This is a genomic window from Paenibacillus sp. FSL H7-0326, assembly GCF_001955535.1.
In the GTDB taxonomy this organism is placed as follows: Bacteria; Bacillota; Bacilli; order Paenibacillales; family Paenibacillaceae; genus Paenibacillus; species Paenibacillus shunpengii.
In genome coordinates this window covers 1,173,058-1,193,879 of the sequence record NZ_MPVN01000001.1, presented here as the reverse complement: position 1 = coordinate 1,193,879, position 20,822 = coordinate 1,173,058, and the positions used below count along the sequence as shown (strand labels likewise).

Sequence of the window (20,822 nt, the reverse complement as noted above, 5' to 3'; positions counted from 1 at the left end):
AGACGCCTACTTAAGGAGGATATTATGCAATCACAACAAATGCAGGCCATTTCCGGTAAAGAGCTCAGTTATATAAGCGATTCTTTGTCCAATGAAAACTTGCTGATTAAGCAGTGTGCTGCGACAGCAGCGAGTATTCAAAACCATGCAATCAAGCAAGTTCTTGAACAGCATATCATGACACATCAACAGCATGCAGATACACTGCTCCAAGCACTTGAGCAGCATCAGCCATTGGCACCGACGCATCCGATGAATTAACGAAGGAGGAATACAGATGAACAACCAGCAAAATAATCCATTGTTTATGCCCGAAGCCGATCTGATGCAATCCATTTTAGATAACCTCAAGAGAACGGTAAGAGAATATACGACAGCTACAACAGAGTCTGCTTGTCCTGTAGTAAGACAGATGTTCACCGATCTTACAATGGACACACTCAAGCTGCAAGGCCAGATATTCAATACAATGCAGCAGCACAATATGTATCAGGCTCCAGGCAACGCACTGCAAATGGATCTGAACAAAGAGATTCAAACGCAAATGCAGACGAAACAGGAGCTCACGCAATTTATTCAATCTAAAAATGTTTCAGCAGGCAATGCCCCTTATGCACAACAGCCCAACATCGAAGCGCACAAACCGAATTATATGTAAAACGAAATTTGTCCAATTGACTCGAAAGCCGTTATCTTCTGTTGATTAAAGGGAGATACGGTTTTTTTATTTGCAGTAATAATAAATTCATGTAATATTATATTTAATCTTCGATAAGAAGTGTTGCATGGCCCGTTAGAGCCGACCCGTATAACCACTGGAGGGAAATGCATGACAGAACTTAATGATTTGAAACTAAAAGTGCTTGATTTACTCAAAGAAGATGCAAGAAGAAGTCCTGCGCTGATCGCGACGCTCCTTGGAGCCTCGGAGGAAGATGTGAAGAGTGCGGTGGCAGAGCTTGAAAAAGACAATGTTATCGTTAAATACGCAACCGTTGTGAACTGGGACAAAGTGGACGATGAGAAGGTAACTGCCCTGATTGAAGTACAGATTACACCGGAACGCGGCAGAGGATTCGAAGGGATCGCGGAACGTATTTACTTGTACCCACAAGTCAAATCCGTGTATCTTATGTCCGGCGCATATGATCTCCTTGTAGAAATTGAAGGACGCAATCTGCGTGAAGTCGCTAATTTTGTATCGGAGAAATTGTCGCCGATCGATTCGGTGCTATCGACGAAGACGAACTTTATTTTGAAGAAATACAAACAAGACGGCATTATTTTTGAACCGCATCAAGAAGATAAGCGGCTCTTGATTTCGCCATAAAAGGAAGTATGAGATATGTTAATTAACCAAGATCAGCAGAAGGATGCACAACCTAGGTCGATGAGTTCTTATCTCGCTCCTCGTGTTCAGCAAATCCCGCCCTCGGGGATCCGGAAGTTTTTTGATCTCGTCGGTGATAACAAAGGAATCATATCACTTGGTGTGGGAGAGCCGGACTTCATTACCCCTTGGCATATGCGCGAGGCCTCTGTATATTCACTTGAGCGTGGATTTACGAGCTATACCTCCAACGCCGGAATGCCGGAGCTGAGAGAAGCGATCAGCGAATATTTGGATAAGAGCTTCCATACGCCGTATGATCCTAAGGATGAGATTGTTGTTACCGTAGGCGGTAGTGAAGCGATTGACCTTGCTCTGCGTGCTTTGATTATTCAGGGAGATGAAATCCTAGTACCTGAACCATGTTATGTTGCTTATTCACCTATCGTATCGATTGGCGGCGGTGTTCCAGTAGGCGTCGAAACCAAGGCAGAGAATAATTTCAAACTGACGGCAGAGGCACTCGAAGCGAAGATTACGCCCAAATCGAAAGTACTTATATTGTGTTATCCGAGTAACCCGACAGGGGCAACAATGACCTATGAGGACTGGCTGCCCATTGCAGAAGTTGTGGAGAAGCATGATCTCATCGTCATATCCGATGAAATTTATGCAGAGCTTACTTACAATCAGAAGCATGTCAGCTTCCCTTCGATTCCCGGAATGCGTGACCGCACGATCCTAGTGAGTGGATTCTCCAAGGCCTTTGCAATGACCGGATGGCGGATTGGTTATATGTGTGGTCATTCCGATCTGATATCGGCGATGCTCAAGATTCACCAATACACGGTGATGTGCGCGCCATCCATGGGACAGGTTGCAGCACTTGAGGCATTAACAAACGGTATGGAAGAGAAGGACCGGATGATTGAGTCCTATAATCAGCGCAGACGTCTCATCGTTCAGGGCTTTCGAGATATTGGACTGGACTGCCATGAGCCGCAAGGAGCTTTCTATGCGTTTCCGAGCATTCAGCAAACGGGTCTAACATCGGACGATTTTGCAGAACGACTGCTTACGGAAGGCAAAGTAGCGGCTGTTCCTGGCGGTGTTTTTGGAGCAGGAGGAGAGGGCTTCTTACGTTGCTCCTACGCTACTTCTTTAGCTCAGCTTAATGAAGCTTTAGAAAGAATCGGAAATTTTGTTTACAAACTTGAGAAACAGGGTTAATAATAATGTAAGCATAACAAATATTTTCCGAAAAATGTCACTTTTATCACTGCTATATGTTAAGTTGTATGTTATAATCCATTAGGATATAGATTCTGGGGAGGGGTTACCTTGTTTTGTGCTGAATATGATTTGCCGACATATCGTGGTCAATATGCTGTTGATAATGAAAGCAGCGGAACTTGGCTCACCAACTCGGAGAAAGCATCTTCTCGTGGTCTTTCTTTGGAAGATGAAATTCATATCCTGCGCAGCAAGATGGAACGAATCTTTCTGGAAGAGAAGTCATTTACTTCAGACGTTGTGATTGAAATCAGCAGCCTGCTGGATTTGAAGATCAATGAATATATGAAGGCATATCCTAAGAAAGCTTAGCTTATTTCTCCTATAGAGAAGACCCGAGTGAGGGTCTTCTTTTTTTGTCCATCTCAATTGTGATATGATGTGAAATAAGGGAAAAAAGGAGGAGTCATACACATGCGAGGCAGATGGAGTTTGGCGGCTACAATGGCATTGTGTGTCGGGATTTTATCCGGCTGTGGTAACGAAGATAAGTTCTCCATATTTATGATTGACAACCAAGGTAACATGTCTGTGATTGCTGAGGAGCTTGAGACCAAATTGCAGGAGAAGCTCGGAGAAGCTCCGGTTATTGAAGTCTCTGCCAGCCCAATGTATTCCAAGGAAAAAATTTTAGTGGAGTATGCAGCAAGGGAACATGATCTTATTATTTTGCCGGAAGAGGATATGAAGATATATGGCGCAGACGGCTCCAACATTCCTCTCGAGAATGATTTTGATCAGGAAGCATATAGCCGCGGCGTATTCGAAGGGGGAATTTACACCCGCGACGAGAATGGCGATCTATCCAGTGACCCGATTGTAGGGGAGCACTTATTCGGAATACCGCTCGAAGAAATGTCGATGTTCATAGATTTGCAGTATGCAGCGAAAAATTTGTTTGCGACGATTCCGATCTCGACTCAGGATGAGCAAATGTCTATAGAAGTTTTAAAGGCGCTTACAGAATAGGATGTATCATCTGCTCAGAAGGGGCTGTAATTTATTTTTTGAGGTAGGTGGTTTTATAAAATGCTGATTATGGTAACAGGTGGAGTAAGCAGCGGTAAAACCCGATTTGCCCTTTCCTATGCCTCAAGACTAGCCCGTGAAGGGGTATATGTTACAGCAACAGACAATCAAGACAGGCTTGATGAGCTGAGGACACCCGCCAGACTTCGGACAATACATATAAATGCTGAGCATTCACTGCCAGATGTGCTGGATCATATTAATCGTGAATCCAACTTGTTTATAGCGGAGAGACGAATCGTCGTTGTGGACAGCTTGACGGCTTGGCTGGCAGGTGAAATGGAGTCCTGCTGGAATACAGCAGATCGAATGAAGATCAAGGCAAAAGTGGATATGTTAAAAGAGGTTATTGTATCTTATCAAGGGTTACTTCTCATCGTGACAAATGAAATGCATGGAAGCTTCCACCCATCTGAGGACGAGAAATGCTTTGTCAGCTGGATGGCTGAAATGAATCATTTGATCGCTTCAAGAAGTGACCAGGCATTTATGCTGATCTCGGGAATAGCTGCAGATATCAGCAAAGGTCAGATTCGCTATTAATTGGAGGGTTATGATGAAAATATATACCAAATCGGGAGATAAGGGTAAAACATCGGTTATCGGTGCAAGAGTGCCCAAGGATGATGACCGAATTGAGGCTTATGGAACGATTGATGAGCTTAACTGCTTCGTTGGTCAGTCAATCAGTCTGGCCGAAACCGATTCAAAGTATGAGGATCTGTGTGAAGAGTTAAGACAAATCCAGCAGGAGCTGTTCGACTGCGGATCAGACCTGGCATTTGTCAAGCTTGAAGAAGGGGATTACAAAGTAACTGCTGAGCTTGCTGGCCAGCTTGAAGCGTGGATTGATCTCCATCAAGAAGAGAATCCTCAAATTGAGAGATTTATTATTCCAGGCGGAAGCCCATTTGCTTCAGCTCTGCATGTGTGCAGGACGGTATGCCGCAGAGCAGAACGTCGCATGGTGACCCTGGGTTCGCATACCGATATTAATCCAGCTGTAAGGTTGTATATGAACCGCTTGTCTGACTATTTCTTTGTCATCGCCCGTACAGCTAATGTTCGTGCAGGTATTCCGGACGTTGAATATATTCGAAGTAAAAAGGTGTTCCGCAGTAAATGATAACGTATTATGAACCAATTACCTATATCGTAGAGCCAGAAGATGAAGGGATGCTGCTGAAGACGATTCTGCAGCGCAGATTAGGTGTTTCACGCAAGTTGATGTCGAAGCTTAAGTTGACAGAGCAAGGAATTCAGTTGAACGGTGAAAGAGTATATATCAGTGTCAAGGTTCGCAGCGGAGATCTTGTAGAGCTTCGTATGGAGAAGGAAACTTCCACTGATATATTACCGGAGAATATCCCCTTCGACATCTTGTACGAGGATGAGCATCTGCTCGTTGTGAACAAGCAAGCCGGAATCATTGTTCATCCGACTCATGGACATTATACGGGAACACTTGCGAATGGGGTCGTATATTATTGGGCACAAAAAGGGGAACAGGTTCGCTTCAGACCTGTGCATCGACTGGACCAAGAGACCTCAGGCGTGCTGTGCATTGCCAAGAACCCGTATATTCATCAGCATATTTCTGAACAGATGATTGCAGGCACTGTTGATAAATATTACACTGCTGTTGTTTTCGGTCATCCTGTCTCTTCTGAGGGTGTAGTGGATGAACCGATTGACCGCGATCCGAGTGAGCCTCATCGCCGGATTGTAACGGCGGACGGTTATGCTGCAAGGACGATATATCAAGTCGAAACAGTGTATGAATGGGCCAGCAAAGTCCGAATCAAGCTTGAGAGCGGACGCACGCATCAAATTAGAGTACACATGAAGCATTTGGGCTGCCCTTTAATCGGTGATTCATTCTATGGACAAGCTGCACCGAATTGGACGGATACCTCCAAGGAACGGCTTGCGCTCGCTCACACTTGGATTGGGCGTCAGGCCCTTCACGCGAGCGAGCTGACCATCGTTCATCCGATCACAGGCCATAGAATACGTTTTACAGCGCCGCTCCCAGAAGATATACAGAGGCTGGATCAGAAGCTAAAGACAACTATGAATCGTAATAATGAGGAGATTTAACGACATGAGTAAACTGACAGTTTATCAATATGCAAAGTGCGGCACCTGCCGCAAGGCCGTTAAATGGCTGGAAGAGCGCGGACATGAGCTCACGCTGATTCCTATTTTTGAAGAGCCTCCAGCCCCAGAGAAGCTGACAGAGCTGGTTAATAACAGTGGACTGGAACTCAAGAAATTCTTTAACACCAGCGGTGAAGTATATAAGGAATTGAATCTGAAGGACAAGCTGAAAGAGATGTCAAGCCAGGAGCAGATCGAGCTGTTGTCCTCCAATGGCAGATTAATCAAGCGTCCGATTGTTACTGACGGCAGTAAAGTATCCGTTGGCTTCAAGGAAGAGCAGTATCAGGACATGTGGAGCTGATTGCTAAATTTAGCATAAGGAAGCAAGGTTCTTTCCAGCGATTAACCCCCACCAGTGAATGTGGCTGTGCTATAATACGGGGAGTAAAGATTAGCATGGAATAGAACAGGAGCGTTAACAATCGTGAGTATAGAAACAAAAGATCAATCGGTATTATTAGTCGATGGTATGGCAGTATTGTTTCGGGCGTATTATGCCACAGCTTCAGGCGGTTATATTAGACGGACTAAGGACGGTATTGCAACTAATGCGGTATATGGATTTATCCGTTATTTCTGGGATGCAGTGCAGACCTTTAATCCGACACATGTGGTATGCTGCTGGGATCTGGGCGGTGGAACGTTCCGCGGTGAACATTACGCTGATTACAAAGGAAACAGACCAGAAGCTCCCGAAGATCTAGTACCACAATTTACTATGATTCAAGAAGTAATGGACAGCCTGGGCGTACCGAATATTAGTGCTGCTGGTTATGAGGCGGATGATTGCTTAGGAACACTCAGCCGTTCTTACAATGAAGAGCTGGATATGAACGTTATGATCTTATCTGGGGATCATGATCTGCTGCAGCTGGTGAACGAACGAACCAAGGTTATTATTATGAAAAAAGGTCACGGCAATTATAAAGTATATACACCGGAATCTCTGTACGAAGAGAAGCAGCTCCATCCACGGCAAATCATTGATATGAAGGGCTTGATGGGAGATGCGAGCGACAACTATCCCGGCGTAAGAGGAATCGGCGAGAAGACGGCGATGAAGCTGGTTCAAGAGTACGATTCCATTGAAGGAATTCTGGAGCATATGGATGATCTATCTCCGTCCATTCGCAAGAAGATTGAAGCAGATATGGACATGCTTCATTTATCTCGTAAGCTTGCAAAAATTCATTGTGAGGTTCCTGTTGCATGCTCGCTTGAGAGCAGTTTGCTTGTTCTGGATCATGCGCAGATCATTAGCAAGTTTGAGGAGCTGGAGATGAAGAGTCTTTGCTCATTGATGGGAGTAGCGATCGGCTGAGATAGTATTATTCTTGTCGATAAGGTTAAGGAATTAGAGAATAGGGGTGCTGGCTGATTATGGGTCGGCACTCTTTTATATAAAAAATTGTACATTACCAATTGACCAAAAATCGATTTCGGGTAATGATAGTACTTGAGTTGTGTGCCCGGAAGGTTCAAACTTGATGGTAAGCGATTACATAAAAGTGAAATCAAATGATAGACGGAGGCGTTAAAATTGACGAGAGATGCTGCATCTTCCCATGTGGTTTCGTTAAATGTAGGAAGTAAAGTGAAGATGATGAATGGCAGCAAAGAGATATATTCCGCGATATACAAATCTTCTACAACGAAGCGGCTGTTCTTATCCAGAACAGGCTTTCATGGTGATGAACAGGCGGATCTAGTCAATCATGGTGGTGAGGATAAGGCGGTATGTGTCTTCAGCCATCAAGCATACCCGGTGTATGAGGATTTAATGGGACGCTCTCTCGATCCTGGAGCATTCGGTGAGAATGTAACCGTATCGGGGTTTGGTGAAACCGATGTATATATCGGCGATACGTTTCAGCTGGGTGAAGCAGTTGTACAGATCAGCCAGCCTCGGGTGCCATGCTTCAAGCTTGGACTGAAGCATCAGTACAAAGAGCTCCCGCTTCATTTTCAGACTACGGGATTGACGGGCTATTATTTTCGTGTCTTGACAGAGGGTTATGTGTCTTCAGAGGATTCCTTGACACTGCAATCAAGAGAACAGGATTCCTTAAGTGTAATGGAGGCTAATGTTATCATGCATCACCGAAAGACGGATATTAGCTCCATTAAGAAATTGCTATCGCTCTCAGCTCTTGCGGCAAGCTGGAAAGAAACACTCAGCAAACGGCTGGCAAAGCTGGAGACAACCTAGAACAATAACGGAGGGGTAATCATGGGAGTACTTGGTGCAATAGAAGCTGGTGGAACAAAATTTGTATGTGGTGTAGGTAATGAGCAAGGTGAGGTATTTGAAAGAGTCAGCTTTCCAACAACTACGCCGGAAGAGACGATGGCTCAGGTGATCTCTTTTTTTGAACAGCATGAGATTGAGGCGCTTGGTGTAGGGTCGTTTGGACCTATCGATCCTATCAAATCGAGTCCTACCTATGGTCATATAACGACAACTCCAAAGCCTTTCTGGGGTGGTTACAATATCATTGGAGAATTGAAATCGCATTTTCAGGTTCCGATGAATTTTGATACCGATGTGAATGGAGCGGCTCTGGGAGAATATACCTGGGGAGCGGCAAAAGGGCTGGACAGCTGCATTTATATTACGGTAGGTACTGGAATTGGGGCAGGAGCGGTAGTATCTGGACAACTAATTCACGGCCTGTCACATCCTGAAATGGGGCATATTAGTGTAAGACGTCATCCGGATGATACTTACGAGGGATTTTGTCCATATCATGGTGACTGCCTGGAAGGGATCGCGGCAGGTCCTGCGATTTCCAAACGTTGGGGCAAACAAGGCATCGAGCTTCCTGCAGATCATCCGGCTTGGGAGATGGAGGCTTATTATCTGGCTCAGGCTTTGGTAAATTATGTGCTCATTCTCTCTCCGCAGAAGATTATTATGGGCGGCGGTGTCATGAAGCAGGAACAGCTCTTCCCTCAAGTAAGAGCAGAGCTGAAGAAGCTGCTCGGAGGTTACGTTCAGCATCCAAGCATTATGGAGCGGATCAACGAATACGTTGTTTATCCTGAACTGGGTGATAATGCCGGGATCTGTGGTGCGCTTGCACTGGCCAAGCTGGCCAAAGAAGACGCCAAAATCGAACTGGGATTGAACTAGACGAATTAAATTTTGATCACACCGCATATCCATTCTTGAAATAATTATCAATTATGGTATGATGTTGACTAACAGAACAGTACGGATTTCATGAGGAAGCACCTCTCTCGCATTTAGATGTGGGAGGGGTGCTTTTTTTGTGGTCTTGTTGTACGTGCTGGGCTGACTTAAGGAGGAGGATGAATAGCATGAAGATTGTATTTATGAACCAGCTTTCAAATACGGCTCCTGGAGCGGAAGTGACTTATGCACAGTTATGGATTGGAGAGGAAGAAGGAATGTGGAAGCTGGGCTGGAACAAGAACAGCCTGGAAGAGGAGTTCTCGGACATTTGGTATGAAGGTACATCATGGAATGAAATGATGCATATTTATCGCCTGCAGCTGGCGATCAAGATGAGCGAGGGATATAGACCACTGATTGAAGGCGTGTTTCATGAAGCAGGGGACACAAGAACGAGAAATCAAGGGGCAACCAAGCTTCAGTGCTATAGTGAGCTCTATGGACGTGAGGAATTATATCAGGAGCTGTGTGTATGGCGGAGAAGGAAGGCCCAAACGGAGCGCAAAGCCCCTTATTTTATTGCCAGCAATCGGCTGCTTCGAATGATCAGTGCCTATGTTCCTCATACGCTGGAGGAGCTGCGTGAACTGCCTGGTGTCGGTGATAATAAGGCGGCAGAGTACGGAGAGGAAATTCTCGCCATTACGGTAAATGAAGCAAGAGAGCATGCATTTCCGCTGGATTGGGTGCATGAAGTTCTGAATGAAGAGGAATATGAATCCTGGGTATTCAAGCAGAAGGAGCAGAAGTATAAGCAAGAGCTGGAGCGTTTTACATTAAAGAAGACTGTACTATCAGGTATTGCCAGCAATCTTTCTCTGGATGAGATCAGTACAAGCTCTGGATTGACACGAAGAGAATTGGTTGATTTTCTCGAGGAGCTGGAGAAGGGAGGATACGATACAGAGGCACTGATTGCCAAGGAGCTGGTATGGATGACCGATGAAGAGCAGGAGCAGATTTGGAATGCTTATGATGAGCTGGGCACGGGCTTCTTGAAGCCGGTACTGCAGCGTGTATATGGCGATGATCCTTCTTCTGTAGGGCCGCTGGATCAGCTATACGAGCGTCTGCGTATGGTTCGAATTCGGTTTAGAAGACAGACAGAGGCAGATCGCCAGGTCGGCTAGTTTAATAATATAAAGGGTCCGGGAACCCTGTCTCAGACAGCTCCGGACCCTTACATCATTCTATTTACAATGTCGAAGATGAGGTCAAATCCAGTCCTTCTTACGGAATATCCAATACATAGAAAGGCCGAGCGCGAAGATCACGCCGATAACGATAAAATAAGCATACTTATAATTCAGTTCAGGCATGTTGGTGAAGTTCATCCCATAGATGCCTGTGATCAGAGTCAGCGGCATGAACACCGTAGTAATCGCCGTGAACACACGCATGATTTCATTGGCACGGTTTGAAATACTGGACTGATAAGCCTCACGTAAGTTCCCCATCAGATCGCGGAGTGTATCGAAGGTTTCAGATATTTTCACCGCATTTTCATAAATGTCGCTGAAATATTTCTGAAGCTGATCATCAATTAACCGCAGATCTTTTTTGTTAAGTGTATTGATGACTTCTTTCTGTGGAGACAGCGCCTTTCTTAACCACAGAATCTCACCTCGCAGACCAATGATCTCGTTCAGATGCGATTTTTTGGTGTGCATCAGAATGTCTTCCTCCAGCTCATCAATCCGTGCCTCAAGCCGGTCACCAACCGTAAAATAATTGTCAACGATTGAATCGACGAGGTAATAGAGGAAACGGTCCGGTGTGCTGACTTCTTCCTCCCAGAGAATAGGCTTGAGTGTGCGAAGCTCGTTAATCTTCTGCTTGGTAACCGTAATAATATAATGTCTACCAAGAAATAGGTTTACGGCACGTAAAAATATTTCCTCATCATCAAACCGGATGCTGTTTACAACGATAAAATAATGGCTTTCATATATTTCGAGCTTTGGACGCTGTTCTTCCTCACTGAGACAGTCTTCAACGGCAAGATCATGCATGGAGAAGAGAGGCTGCAGCACAGCCAGATCGTCGACATCTGCATCAATCCAGTAGAACCCTTCAGCGGGAGGAGTAATTGTATCTTCAATGTTGTCAAGCGGAGTAAAAACTCCTTCATTCACCAGTCTTATTTTCATGTGTATCCACTCCTTATTAATCTCCCGTAAATGTTATAGGGACAAGCTGAATAACGAAGGAAAGTGAACGCATCAGTGCTGGTAAAGTGAAGGGTCACACAATTTAAGCAGGTATAGAGAAGAGGTCTCGCCCGTAAAATATGCGCTCCCGTCCAACCGGCAAGCTGATGGTACATCCTATATAGTTATATTTATTCGGCTGCCAGCTAGGCCTCGGGTCGCCTTCCATTTTACGTCACCCCATCATTTTTGATATTTAACACTTGACTAGTATAACGCTCTCGAATTAAGCAATCAAGAATGAAAATATTACACTATTCAAAGGTAGTCTATGTATGTGAAGCACATCTGGTGCTTTATTTTCATGAGCTGTCTCCTGGTGCTTATTTTTGACAGCCCAGTTCTTGACGAATAACGATCTAATCATTATAGTAATGGGTATATGACAATAAAATATAGCGAAATCTTATCAAGAGTAGGTGGAGGGACTAGCCCGATGATACCCGGCAACCGGCGAATACGCACGGTGCTAATTCTTGCAGTCGTCTGATCTTATTTATTAAGGCTATAGACGAATTGAGAGATGAGAGAGGCGCATTTTCGAATACGAACAGATGACCTTTCTCGATTACCGAGTGAGGTCTTTTTGTGTTAGGACGAAATATTCTGCTCCCCCATGCTCTCTCATGATATTCGCTCTTCAAACACCATATAAGGAGGAGTACTAATGCCAATTAAAATTCCAGACGCTTTACCGGCCAAGGAAGTACTTGCAGGAGAAAACATCTTTGTCATGGACGAAAGCCATGCGTACAGGCAGGATATCCGGCCGCTTCGTATCGGGATACTCAACCTGATGCCTACGAAGGAAACGACGGAAACACAGCTGCTCCGTCTTATTGGTAATACACCCATTCAAGTTGATGTTGTACTCATTCATCCCAAGTCTCACGTATCCAAGAACACGTCCCAAGAGTATCTGGATATGTTCTACAAAACATTTGATGAGATTAAGAATCTTCGTTTTGACGGCATGATCATTACCGGTGCACCGGTAGAACAGATGGATTTTGAGGAAGTGACCTATTGGGAAGAGATCCAGCAGATCTTTGAATGGACCAAGACCAATGTAACCTCAACAATGCATATATGTTGGGCCTCTCAAGCAGGTCTATACCATCACTTTAATGTACCGAAGGTAGGCCTTCCTGAAAAATGCTTTGGCGTGTTCCATCATACGATCAACAAATCTCATGTCAAGCTGCTTCGCGGTTTTGATGAAGTATTCCTCGCACCGCATTCTCGCCATACCGAGGTGACAAGAGAAGATATTGAGCAGGTTCCTGGGCTTGAGATCTTGTCCGAGTCAGAAGAAGCGGGGGTTTATATTGTAGCTACTGAGGATGGAAAACAAATCTTTGTAACAGGCCATTCCGAATACGATCCCTTATCTCTGAAATGGGAGTATGATCGGGATAAGGACAAAGGGCTTGATGTGAAGCTTCCGTATAACTATTTTCCAAATAACGATCCAAGTAAGGTTCCGCCATCTACCTGGAGAGCCCATGCGAATCTGCTCTTCTCTAACTGGCTTAACTATTATGTATACCAAGAGACGCCGTATGACATTGGACCACAGATTTAAGTGAATTCTACCTAACTTAGAGGAGGATGTTTACGAATGGGAGACAATAAACTAAACATTGAAAGCCGATTAGCACAGATTGGATCAGTGAAAGAGCCGGTAACGGGGGCAGTTAATTTCCCGATCTACCAATCCACTGCCTTCAGACATCCAAAGCTTGGTCAAAGCACTGGATTTGATTACATTCGTACGACAAACCCAACCCGAAAGGTTCTTGAAGAAGCAGCAGCTGAGCTGGAATCTGGTGATGCAGGATTCGCATGCAGCTCGGGTATGGCGGCTATTATGACGATCTTTGCCAAGTTCGGACAAGGAGATCATCTGATCATTTCGCTTGATCTCTATGGCGGTACGTATCGTTTGGTGGAACGGATCTTGTCCAAGAATGGCATTACCGCAAGCTATGTGGACACGAATGATATTGATGCACTCGAAAGTGTAAGAAATGAAAATACCAAAGCTGTCTTTATTGAGACACCGACAAATCCTCTTATGATGATTACAGATATTGAAAAAGTGTGCGGCTGGGCACGTAAACATGGGTTACTGTCTATTGTGGATAATACACTTCTTACGCCTTACTTCCAGCGTCCAATTGAGCTTGGCGCTGATATCGTTGTGCACAGTGCTACTAAATATCTGGGTGGTCATAATGATGTACTCTGTGGCCTCATTGTAACCAAGGGGAAAGAGCTGTCGGAAGAGATGGCATTTCTACATAATTCAATCGGAGCTGTACTCTCGCCAAGCGACAGCTATCAGCTTATGCGCGGTATGAAGACACTCGCGCTGCGTATGGAGCGCCATGAATATAACGCAACCAAAGTGGCCGAATTCCTGCTCAAGCACTCCATGATTACAGATGTCTATTATCCTGCTCTTACGGATCATCCAGGACATGATATTCAAAATAAACAATCCAGCGGCAACACGGGCATTCTGTCCTTCAAAGTGAAGGATGCAAGATACGTTGAGCCCATCCTGAGACATATCAAGCTGGTAGCTTTTGCGGAGAGCCTGGGTGGAGTAGAGTCGCTTATGACCTATCCGGCTGTACAGACCCATGCGGACATTCCGGTAGAAATTCGCGATGCCATTGGTGTTGATGAGCGCCTGCTTCGTTTCTCTGTCGGAATAGAGCATATTGATGATATCGTTGCTGATTTAAGCCAGGCATTCGATAAGGCTCATCAAGAGCTTGAGGGAGGCGCAGCACATGAGTAAGAAAGACCGTGACGACTCCTATAAATTTGATACGAAGCTTCTGCATTTCGGAGCAGAAATTGATGAAGGCACAGGCGCTTCCAGTGTACCGATCTACCAGGCATCTACTTTTCATCATCATGATATTTTCGCTCCGCCGGTTCATGATTACAGCCGTTCTGGGAATCCGACTCGTCAGGCGCTAGAAGACTATATTGCCTTACTGGAAGGAGGCGTTCGCGGATTTGCATACTCCTCCGGGATGGCCGCCATCTCCAGTGCGTTAATGATCTTATCTGCGGGAGATCACATTATCGCTACGGAAGATGTATATGGCGGTTCCTACCGTCTGCTCAGTACGATTCTGACCCGGATGAATATTGAAACGACATTTGTGGATATGACGGATCTGGACCAGGTCAAAGCTGCATATCGCTCAAATACCAAAGCCGTATTTATGGAAACGCCGTCGAACCCAACACTTCGTATTACCGATGTCGCAGGTGTCACGGCTTGGGCTCAGGAGAAAGGACTTATTACACTGCTTGATAATACGTTCATGACCCCTTATTATCAGCGTCCAATTGAACAAGGAGTGGATATCGTACTGCATAGTGCCACGAAATTCCTCGGAGGACACAGCGATGTGCTTGCGGGCCTTGCTGTTGCCCGGACAGAGGCCATCGCCAATGAGCTGAAGAAGCTCCAGAATGGGCTGGGTACGGTGCTTGGTGCACAGGAATCCTGGCTGCTCATGCGCGGGATGAAGACACTGGGGGCAAGAATGGCACATTCGGAGCAAAGTGCGGCCAAGCTTGCCGCATGGCTGACCAATCGCTCGGATATTGATGCTGTATACTATCCTGGTCTTATGGATCATCCTGGAAGAGAGATTCATGAGAGTCAATCTACTGGTTATGGTGCAGTCGTCTCCTTTGACGTCGGGTCGGGAGAGCGTGCCAAGCAGGTGCTGAATGCAGTCAAGCTTCCGCTCGTTGCGGTAAGTCTTGGCGCGGTAGAGAGCATACTCTCTTACCCGGCCATGATGTCGCATGCGGCGATGCCTCAGGATTTCAGGCTGGACAGAGGAATTACAGACGGACTGTTGCGATTCTCTGTAGGACTTGAAGATATCGATGATTTGATTGCAGATCTGGATCAGGCCTTAGCAGCTAACCGGTAAAATTCAATATTGTATATGATTCTAATCATATATATCTAGATCAAAAGAAGCATGCTTATAATAGGTGCTTCTTTTCACATTTAACCTATGTTACGATAGACAAGACAATATTTCTATTTATTGTTACATATTAACGATAAGGGAGGCTGCCGTATGAGCGGAGTAAACCATATCTTAGATAAAGCTTTGAATGGTGAGCGTCTGACTGTGGAGGACGCAACTCTTTTGTTTGAATCGGATGAAGTCGAAAAAATAGGTGAGGCTGCGCATGTCATCATGAAGCGGATGCATCCCGAACCCATCACAACGTTTGTCATCGGCCGGAACATCAACTATACGAATGTATGTGATGTATACTGCCGTTTTTGTGCGTTCTATCGCAGACCGGGTTCAGATGAAGGCTATGTACTCCCGGATGAAGTGATTTTCCAAAAAATTAAGGAAACCCAGGATGTGGGCGGAACAGAAATACTGATGCAGGGAGGAACGAACCCGAACCTGCCATTCAGCTATTATACGGATCTGCTGCGCGGGATTAAAGAACGGTTCCCGGATATTACAATGCATTCTTTCTCTCCAGCCGAAATTATGAAAATGCGAGAAGTGTCCGATGGCTTGACTCTTGAAGAAGTCGTTAGGCAGATTCATGAAGCGGGACTTGATTCTCTTCCAGGTGGAGGCGCTGAGATTCTTGATGACCGTACACGCCGTAAGATCAGCCGGCTCAAGGGCTCATGGCGTGACTGGATGGATGTAATGCAGACCGCGCACAGAATCGGCATGAATACGACAGCAACGATGGTTATTGGTTTTGGCGAAACGATGGAGGAGCGTGCACTTCATTTGCAGCGTGTTCGTGATGCCCAGGACGAATGCATCCAGAATGGCTATGATTCGGAAGGGTTCCTAGCGTTCATTCCTTGGACCTTCCAGCCGGATAACACGAACTTGAAAAAAGAACGACAAACTCCGGAAGCTTATCTGAAGACAGTCGCGATCAGCCGCTTGTTTCTAGATAACATTAAGAATATTCAATCTTCTTGGGTAACGATGGGACCGGAAGTCGGCAAGCTCTCCCTCCGTTACGGCTGTAACGACTTTGGAAGTACGATGATTGAAGAGAATGTGGTGTCCGCAGCAGGTGCTACACACAAAGTGAATATTAATTCCATTCTTGAACTGATTCGTGAGACAGGCAATACTCCGGCACAGCGGAATACGAAATACGAGATTCTGAGAGTATTCGATGGCCCGAACAGCAAAATTGAGAATGATTTTGTAATGCAGAATTAGATCAAGCAGGTAGTAATATTATTCTCTATAAAAATAAAAGGCTGCTTCGCCATTTTAGCTTGGGGCAGCCTTTTATTATAATTCTTAAGGACGATGACAACTTTAATTACTTCTCCATCTACCAGTTACAATAGTCGAATCTGCAATTAATCCCCCCAGATAATAATAAAGTTGAACTTAGCAGACCAACTAATACTTTCTTCTTCTTAATTACCTCTCCTTTTTTTGTTATAATATCACATAAAAACAATATAGTATTTTATTTCATAAAAGTGTTTTTTTGTATATTTTACGGTATTCTCTTTTGGTAAAGTAAGGAAATGAAATTTTTGAATCATACGAGCATGAGGTGATAGAGACATGATTACGAATGTATTAATTGAGCTAAAGAGGAGGGTTACATTAAAATTTTTGGTCGTCTGGCTATTGATAACATGCATTCCTCTCATTATTGCCATTCTACGTAGTGGGAGTTATGCCTTTAGGGATTCATTAGATTTTTATACTTTTATACTAGAGGATGTAGTTACTCTGCTTTTTCCTTTTGTCATTTTATTTATTTATCTTATCTTCTTTACATCAGAGATACAGGATCGATTTCTGGCTTATACACGTCTGAGAGCACCTATTGAAAGTACAATTAACGTAAAGTTTTTAGCCAACGGCTTGATGACCTTTATCGCGGTTTTTCTTTCAATGATCATTTTTTTCTTGTTTGCATTTTACCTCGAACCGTTTATGCAATTTGCTAATATGCGACCTGAATTGTATGGTCTCAATGAACAGAATATAACTGAGGATACGTACAATCGGCATACCTTTACCCAACTGTTGCGATATGGAACCGTGACGTATGGAGTTTTATATTCAGGGTGGGTTGCGTTGAATGCAGCATGTTATGTCTCACTTGGTTTTATGTTTGTTATTCTAGTGAACAACCGTTTTTTTGCGCTCTCAATACCATTTCTTGTATATTTCATCGGCTCTTTTCTCGCGGCTAGCTTTAACCTAGATCCATATCAATTTACACATTCCATTTTTCCGTATGGATATATTCAAGGTCCGATCTGGAAGTCATTTGTGCCTTTTATAATCTTAGTTTTATTAATCATCGGAATGTATACTTATGTTAGAAGTAATATTAGCAAATTGGAAAGATTAACATGAACGTTATGAAAAAATTAAGCGATGAGCTCTTTACTTGGAAGTGGATCATTTTTATAATCGTTGTTTTTGGATTAGGCTGGATAACGAGAGACAATATGATTCAAGAAGCTCTAGCAAACCAGCTTTCTATGAATAAGTGGGATGTTTTCTTATCCATCCTGATGCAATCAAGATTTATTGTGTATTTTTTAATTCCTTTTTGGATCTTGTTTAATGTATTGGTTATTATTCGCTCATGGGATACTTCTATTTTAATTCGTTTAAAAAACTATAAAAATTGGATATTATATGTGGCGGCTCAGGTTTTACCCATGGTTATAATCTTGCATGTGCTGTGGATTATTGTCGCCATCATTTTGACGCTTGACCTGCCTTATAGTTCGGAATGGAGCAATTATAGCAACACGGAGATTGCTTATAATTCACTCATACATTACATTCAGGAAACGGCATATTCACCGTGGACTGTAATGAGTATTCATGTTGTTTTCTTTTTTTTAGCTTTGTTATTTATTTCTATGTTGTTTGCTTTATTTTTTGTTTTAATACCTAAGCTACTAGCTATCGCAATTTTTGCTTTTATTTTTTTATGCTACTTTATTGTCTCCTATAGAGTGTTTCCTTTAGATTCAATCTTCACCTATTTTAACTATATGACCTTTTACTCAGTCTATCAGACTTTTCAACCTTATTGGATTGGTTGGGTGTGTTTGTTGCTTATTTTAATCATTACATTAAGATTCATTGATTCTATTAAGAAACTATCATCAAAAGCATTCTTAGGAGTACTGAATAGAAGGAAAAGTGAACTAATCTATGTGTTGCTATGTCTTATCGGTTTTGTCAGCCCATTGTTAGATATGGGAGCGAGCCTGACGACAGTATGGGATTTATGGTATCTACGTTTGTTGGGGTTCAGTGGGGATGGTTTTAATATGCTGATCCTCATTTTCTACTTTATTATATATTTAGGGTTTATTTATTTAGTTCAGCTTTATTTAAATGATTATTTAACCGGGCGTTTTTATTATACAGTAATAAGATATAAGTCTTTGAACAAGTGGTTCATAGCTTTCATGAAGAGAATTTCAATATTGATTATAGTGTTTCTGTCTGGATTATTTGTCCTTGCTATATCGATAGGAATGATCCAGGGCCTGTCCTTGGAACCAAGAGTCAGTATTGAAAAAGGTATTTCTCTACTGCAGTTGCTGTTTCATTTTTTTATAAATGGCTTCTTGCAAATGATTAATTATATTTTAACGGTATTTATACTCATTTGGCTGATTAAAGATCATGGCTATCATATGATTACGATGATGGTATTAATTATTGCAGGATGGGGGTCAAGTTTTGTACAACAAATGATTCCTGCGGGCCTGAACAGTTTTGGTTATATGACGAATGTATTCAGTGATATGTTGTTTATTTCTTTCGTTCTAGTTGTAGGTATAATAGTACAAATTTGTATCATTAAATTTCTTTTCTATAAAAGAGGGATTGCTTTCTATTAGGGGGGGAAATGATGAAAATTATTGAATTAAGTAATGTCAGTAAAGCCTTTAAAGGGCAATTGTTGTTTAATGATGTCAATCTCACAATTGAGAAAGGGAGAATTTACGGCTTAGTGGGTCCTAATGGGTCAGGGAAATCAGTGCTTTTTAAAATGATTTGCGGATTCATTAAACCTGATCAGGGGCAGATTATTATACACTCCGATTACCGCCGGAAAGGTACAGATTTTCCTCATCAATTTGGTGTTATTATCGATCGGCCTGGTTATATTGGGAATATTTCCGGGTTTGAAAATTTGAAGAGATGGGCCAGCATTCTGAATCTGGTAAAGGATGAACAGATTAAAGATACGATGCGTTTAGTAGGGCTTAATCCTGATACTCCGCAAAAGGTGAGGAATTACTCGCTCGGTATGAAGCAAAAGCTTGCATTTGCACAGGCGATTATGGAGGATCAGGAAGTACTTATTCTTGATGAATCATTTAATGCTCTAGATGCAGATAGTGTGATAAATACTCGCAAACTCCTTTTATCTTATAAACAAGAAGGAAAAACTATTCTGTTAACTAGTCACAACCGTGAAGATATTGATATACTATGCGACGATGTAATTCAGATTACTAATCAGCGCCTCGAACGGTTGGTTAATGTGGGTGATTAGATCAATCAATGATGTATACATTAACTAGTAATATATAATAAAGCGCAGAAGGTGATCTTATCACCTTCTGCGCTTTATGCGTTATTGAGATTGCTTAGAAATTTTAACTTCATCCATATCGAAGACAACAGTAGCATGGGGATCAACAGAACGAACGATGGCTTTCAACTGTCTCGTTTCAAACACATGTATCGTGTAATAGAGAGCAGGGAGCTGGCTCCAATCCTTTTCATTAGTCCGTTCTAATGGGGAGAGCTCAGGCTCTCTGAGAAGTCTTGCTCTAATTGACTTTTGCAGCTCATATGGTTGTGTACTAATAATGTAGACTCTGCGATTAAAGGTGAAGCCTCTCATTGCAAAGTGGACGGCTTCAACAGCAATCAAGTAAGCAAGTATCGAGTACATGGCCTGCTGAGCTCCAAACTTAATGCCTGCTCCGGTAAGAACAAGAAGATTCATGACCATAATGATGCGTTCAAGCTTAATCTTGGATCTCTTTCCTCCAGAGAGGTTAGAACTGATATGGTTTACAGCCAGTGTATCCAGGGTGCCCCCATTACTCAGCACGAGCCCAATGCCAAGTCCTAGAAACAAACCGCCTAATATTGCAGCTGCCAGCGGATGAGTCAGGACTGCAGGCAAAGGATGCAGCATTAATGCACTTAATGAGAATACCGTTAAGCCAAGTACAGTGACGATAGCAAATTGTTTATGAACTCTACCATAAGAAAATAAAATGAATGGCAGGTTAAACAAGAATAAAAATAGTCCAAGCCGCATTTCCATTTGATAGGCGAACATGGCGGATATGCCGGTGACTCCGCCGACAATGAGCTGATTCGGATGCAGGAAAAGCTCCAGTCCGATCGATGCTAAAATGCTGCCCAAGGTCACGAGCAACAGCTTTTTCAACCAGACACGATGAGGCTGCCTAGATACCTTGGATGCCGCATCGATGGGACGAGTAGAATGTGGAGGCTGGTTCATTCGATTC

The 20,822-nt window shown here is 43.4% G+C and carries 22 protein-coding genes and 1 riboswitch; of the genes, 20 read left to right on the top strand and 2 right to left on the bottom strand.

The genetic code is table 11. From position 1 onward, the window contains the following. Window positions 1-24 precede the first annotated feature (24 nt). The 14 genes from BK126_RS05780 (at window position 25) to BK126_RS05715 (ending at window position 10,141) form a co-directional block, all read left to right on the top strand. Entirely contained in the window at window positions 25-261 is a 237-nt protein-coding gene (locus BK126_RS05780; RefSeq protein WP_076311691.1) for a hypothetical protein, read from the top strand. 16 nt (window positions 262-277) lie between these two features. Next, window positions 278-658, top strand: coding sequence for a spore coat protein (locus tag BK126_RS05775; protein WP_076311690.1), 381 nt, complete (start codon window positions 278-280; stop codon window positions 656-658). 171 nt (window positions 659-829) lie between these two features. Next, on the top strand, window positions 830-1,330 hold the full coding sequence (locus BK126_RS05770) for an Lrp/AsnC family transcriptional regulator (protein ID WP_076311689.1): 501 nt from the start codon (window positions 830-832) through the stop codon (window positions 1,328-1,330). 15 nt (window positions 1,331-1,345) lie between these two features. Then, window positions 1,346-2,560: an aminotransferase class I/II-fold pyridoxal phosphate-dependent enzyme gene (locus tag BK126_RS05765; RefSeq protein ID WP_076311688.1), complete on the top strand. Its 1,215-nt coding sequence runs from the start codon at window positions 1,346-1,348 to the stop codon at window positions 2,558-2,560. A gap of 111 nt (window positions 2,561-2,671) precedes the next feature. Beyond that, window positions 2,672-2,935: an aspartyl-phosphate phosphatase Spo0E family protein gene (locus BK126_RS05760; protein ID WP_047910005.1), complete on the top strand. Its 264-nt coding sequence runs from the start codon at window positions 2,672-2,674 to the stop codon at window positions 2,933-2,935. A gap of 102 nt (window positions 2,936-3,037) precedes the next feature. After that, on the top strand, window positions 3,038-3,592 hold the full coding sequence (locus BK126_RS05755) for a hypothetical protein (RefSeq protein WP_076311687.1): 555 nt from the start codon (window positions 3,038-3,040) through the stop codon (window positions 3,590-3,592). 60 nt (window positions 3,593-3,652) lie between these two features. Beyond that, the gene (locus tag BK126_RS05750) at window positions 3,653-4,195 is read left to right on the top strand and encodes a bifunctional adenosylcobinamide kinase/adenosylcobinamide-phosphate guanylyltransferase (protein WP_076311686.1); all 543 of its coding nucleotides are present in this window, start codon (window positions 3,653-3,655) and stop codon (window positions 4,193-4,195) included. 13 nt (window positions 4,196-4,208) lie between these two features. Next, on the top strand, window positions 4,209-4,778 hold the full coding sequence (locus tag BK126_RS05745; RefSeq protein WP_076311685.1) for a cob(I)yrinic acid a,c-diamide adenosyltransferase: 570 nt from the start codon (window positions 4,209-4,211) through the stop codon (window positions 4,776-4,778). Further along, window positions 4,775-5,752: an RluA family pseudouridine synthase gene (locus BK126_RS05740; RefSeq protein WP_076311684.1), complete on the top strand. Its 978-nt coding sequence runs from the start codon at window positions 4,775-4,777 to the stop codon at window positions 5,750-5,752. The genes BK126_RS05745 and BK126_RS05740 overlap by 4 nt, the downstream gene beginning before the upstream one ends. Before the next feature lie 4 nt (window positions 5,753-5,756). Continuing rightward, the gene (locus tag BK126_RS05735) at window positions 5,757-6,116 is read left to right on the top strand and encodes an arsenate reductase family protein (protein ID WP_076311683.1); all 360 of its coding nucleotides are present in this window, start codon (window positions 5,757-5,759) and stop codon (window positions 6,114-6,116) included. Window positions 6,117-6,245: 129 nt separating this feature from the next. Next, on the top strand, window positions 6,246-7,136 hold the full coding sequence (locus BK126_RS05730; protein WP_076312561.1) for a 5'-3' exonuclease: 891 nt from the start codon (window positions 6,246-6,248) through the stop codon (window positions 7,134-7,136). 279 nt (window positions 7,137-7,415) lie between these two features. Then, on the top strand, window positions 7,416-8,024 hold the full coding sequence (locus BK126_RS05725; RefSeq protein ID WP_076312560.1) for an MOSC domain-containing protein: 609 nt from the start codon (window positions 7,416-7,418) through the stop codon (window positions 8,022-8,024). Window positions 8,025-8,045: 21 nt separating this feature from the next. Beyond that, window positions 8,046-8,948: an ROK family protein gene (locus BK126_RS05720; RefSeq protein WP_076311682.1), complete on the top strand. Its 903-nt coding sequence runs from the start codon at window positions 8,046-8,048 to the stop codon at window positions 8,946-8,948. A gap of 188 nt (window positions 8,949-9,136) precedes the next feature. Then, window positions 9,137-10,141 carry an HRDC domain-containing protein gene (locus BK126_RS05715; RefSeq protein ID WP_076311681.1) on the top strand — a complete coding sequence of 335 codons (1,005 nt, stop codon included), beginning with the start codon at window positions 9,137-9,139 and terminating at the stop codon, window positions 10,139-10,141. Between the two features lie 84 nt (window positions 10,142-10,225). Here BK126_RS05715 and corA read toward each other — a convergent pair whose 3' ends face one another. After that, complete coding sequence (gene corA, locus BK126_RS05710; RefSeq protein ID WP_076311680.1) at window positions 10,226-11,161, bottom strand: magnesium/cobalt transporter CorA; 936 nt, start codon at window positions 11,159-11,161, stop codon at window positions 10,226-10,228. Window positions 11,162-11,624: 463 nt separating this feature from the next. Continuing rightward, a riboswitch (SAM riboswitch) is annotated at window positions 11,625-11,751 on the top strand. Window positions 11,752-11,888: 137 nt separating this feature from the next. Between corA and metA the strand changes: the two genes are divergently transcribed. The 6 genes from metA (at window position 11,889) to BK126_RS05675 (ending at window position 19,828) form a co-directional block, all read left to right on the top strand. Continuing rightward, window positions 11,889-12,806, top strand: a complete 918-nt coding sequence (metA, locus tag BK126_RS05705) for a homoserine O-acetyltransferase MetA (RefSeq protein WP_076311679.1) — start codon at window positions 11,889-11,891, stop codon at window positions 12,804-12,806. Window positions 12,807-12,842: 36 nt separating this feature from the next. Further along, window positions 12,843-14,030 (top strand): aminotransferase class I/II-fold pyridoxal phosphate-dependent enzyme, encoded by a 1,188-nt coding sequence (locus BK126_RS05700; RefSeq protein ID WP_076311678.1) that lies wholly within the window; start codon window positions 12,843-12,845, stop codon window positions 14,028-14,030. Beyond that, entirely contained in the window at window positions 14,023-15,192 is a 1,170-nt protein-coding gene (locus BK126_RS05695; RefSeq protein WP_076311677.1) for an aminotransferase class I/II-fold pyridoxal phosphate-dependent enzyme, read from the top strand. The genes BK126_RS05700 and BK126_RS05695 overlap by 8 nt, the downstream gene beginning before the upstream one ends. A 153-nt stretch (window positions 15,193-15,345) precedes the next feature. Next, a complete protein-coding gene (gene mqnC, locus BK126_RS05690) occupies window positions 15,346-16,485 on the top strand; it encodes a cyclic dehypoxanthinyl futalosine synthase (RefSeq protein WP_076311676.1) in 1,140 nt (379 codons plus the stop codon). Window positions 16,486-17,648: 1,163 nt separating this feature from the next. Further along, window positions 17,649-19,166, top strand: coding sequence for a hypothetical protein (locus tag BK126_RS05680; RefSeq protein ID WP_076311674.1), 1,518 nt, complete (start codon window positions 17,649-17,651; stop codon window positions 19,164-19,166). Between the two features lie 11 nt (window positions 19,167-19,177). Beyond that, the gene (locus BK126_RS05675) at window positions 19,178-19,828 is read left to right on the top strand and encodes an ABC transporter ATP-binding protein (RefSeq protein ID WP_076311673.1); all 651 of its coding nucleotides are present in this window, start codon (window positions 19,178-19,180) and stop codon (window positions 19,826-19,828) included. A gap of 81 nt (window positions 19,829-19,909) precedes the next feature. Here the strand turns inward: BK126_RS05675 and BK126_RS05670 are convergent, their stop codons facing one another. Beyond that, on the bottom strand, window positions 19,910-20,815 hold the full coding sequence (locus BK126_RS05670; protein WP_076311672.1) for a YitT family protein: 906 nt from the start codon (window positions 20,813-20,815) through the stop codon (window positions 19,910-19,912). Between the last annotated feature and the right edge of the window lie 7 nt (window positions 20,816-20,822).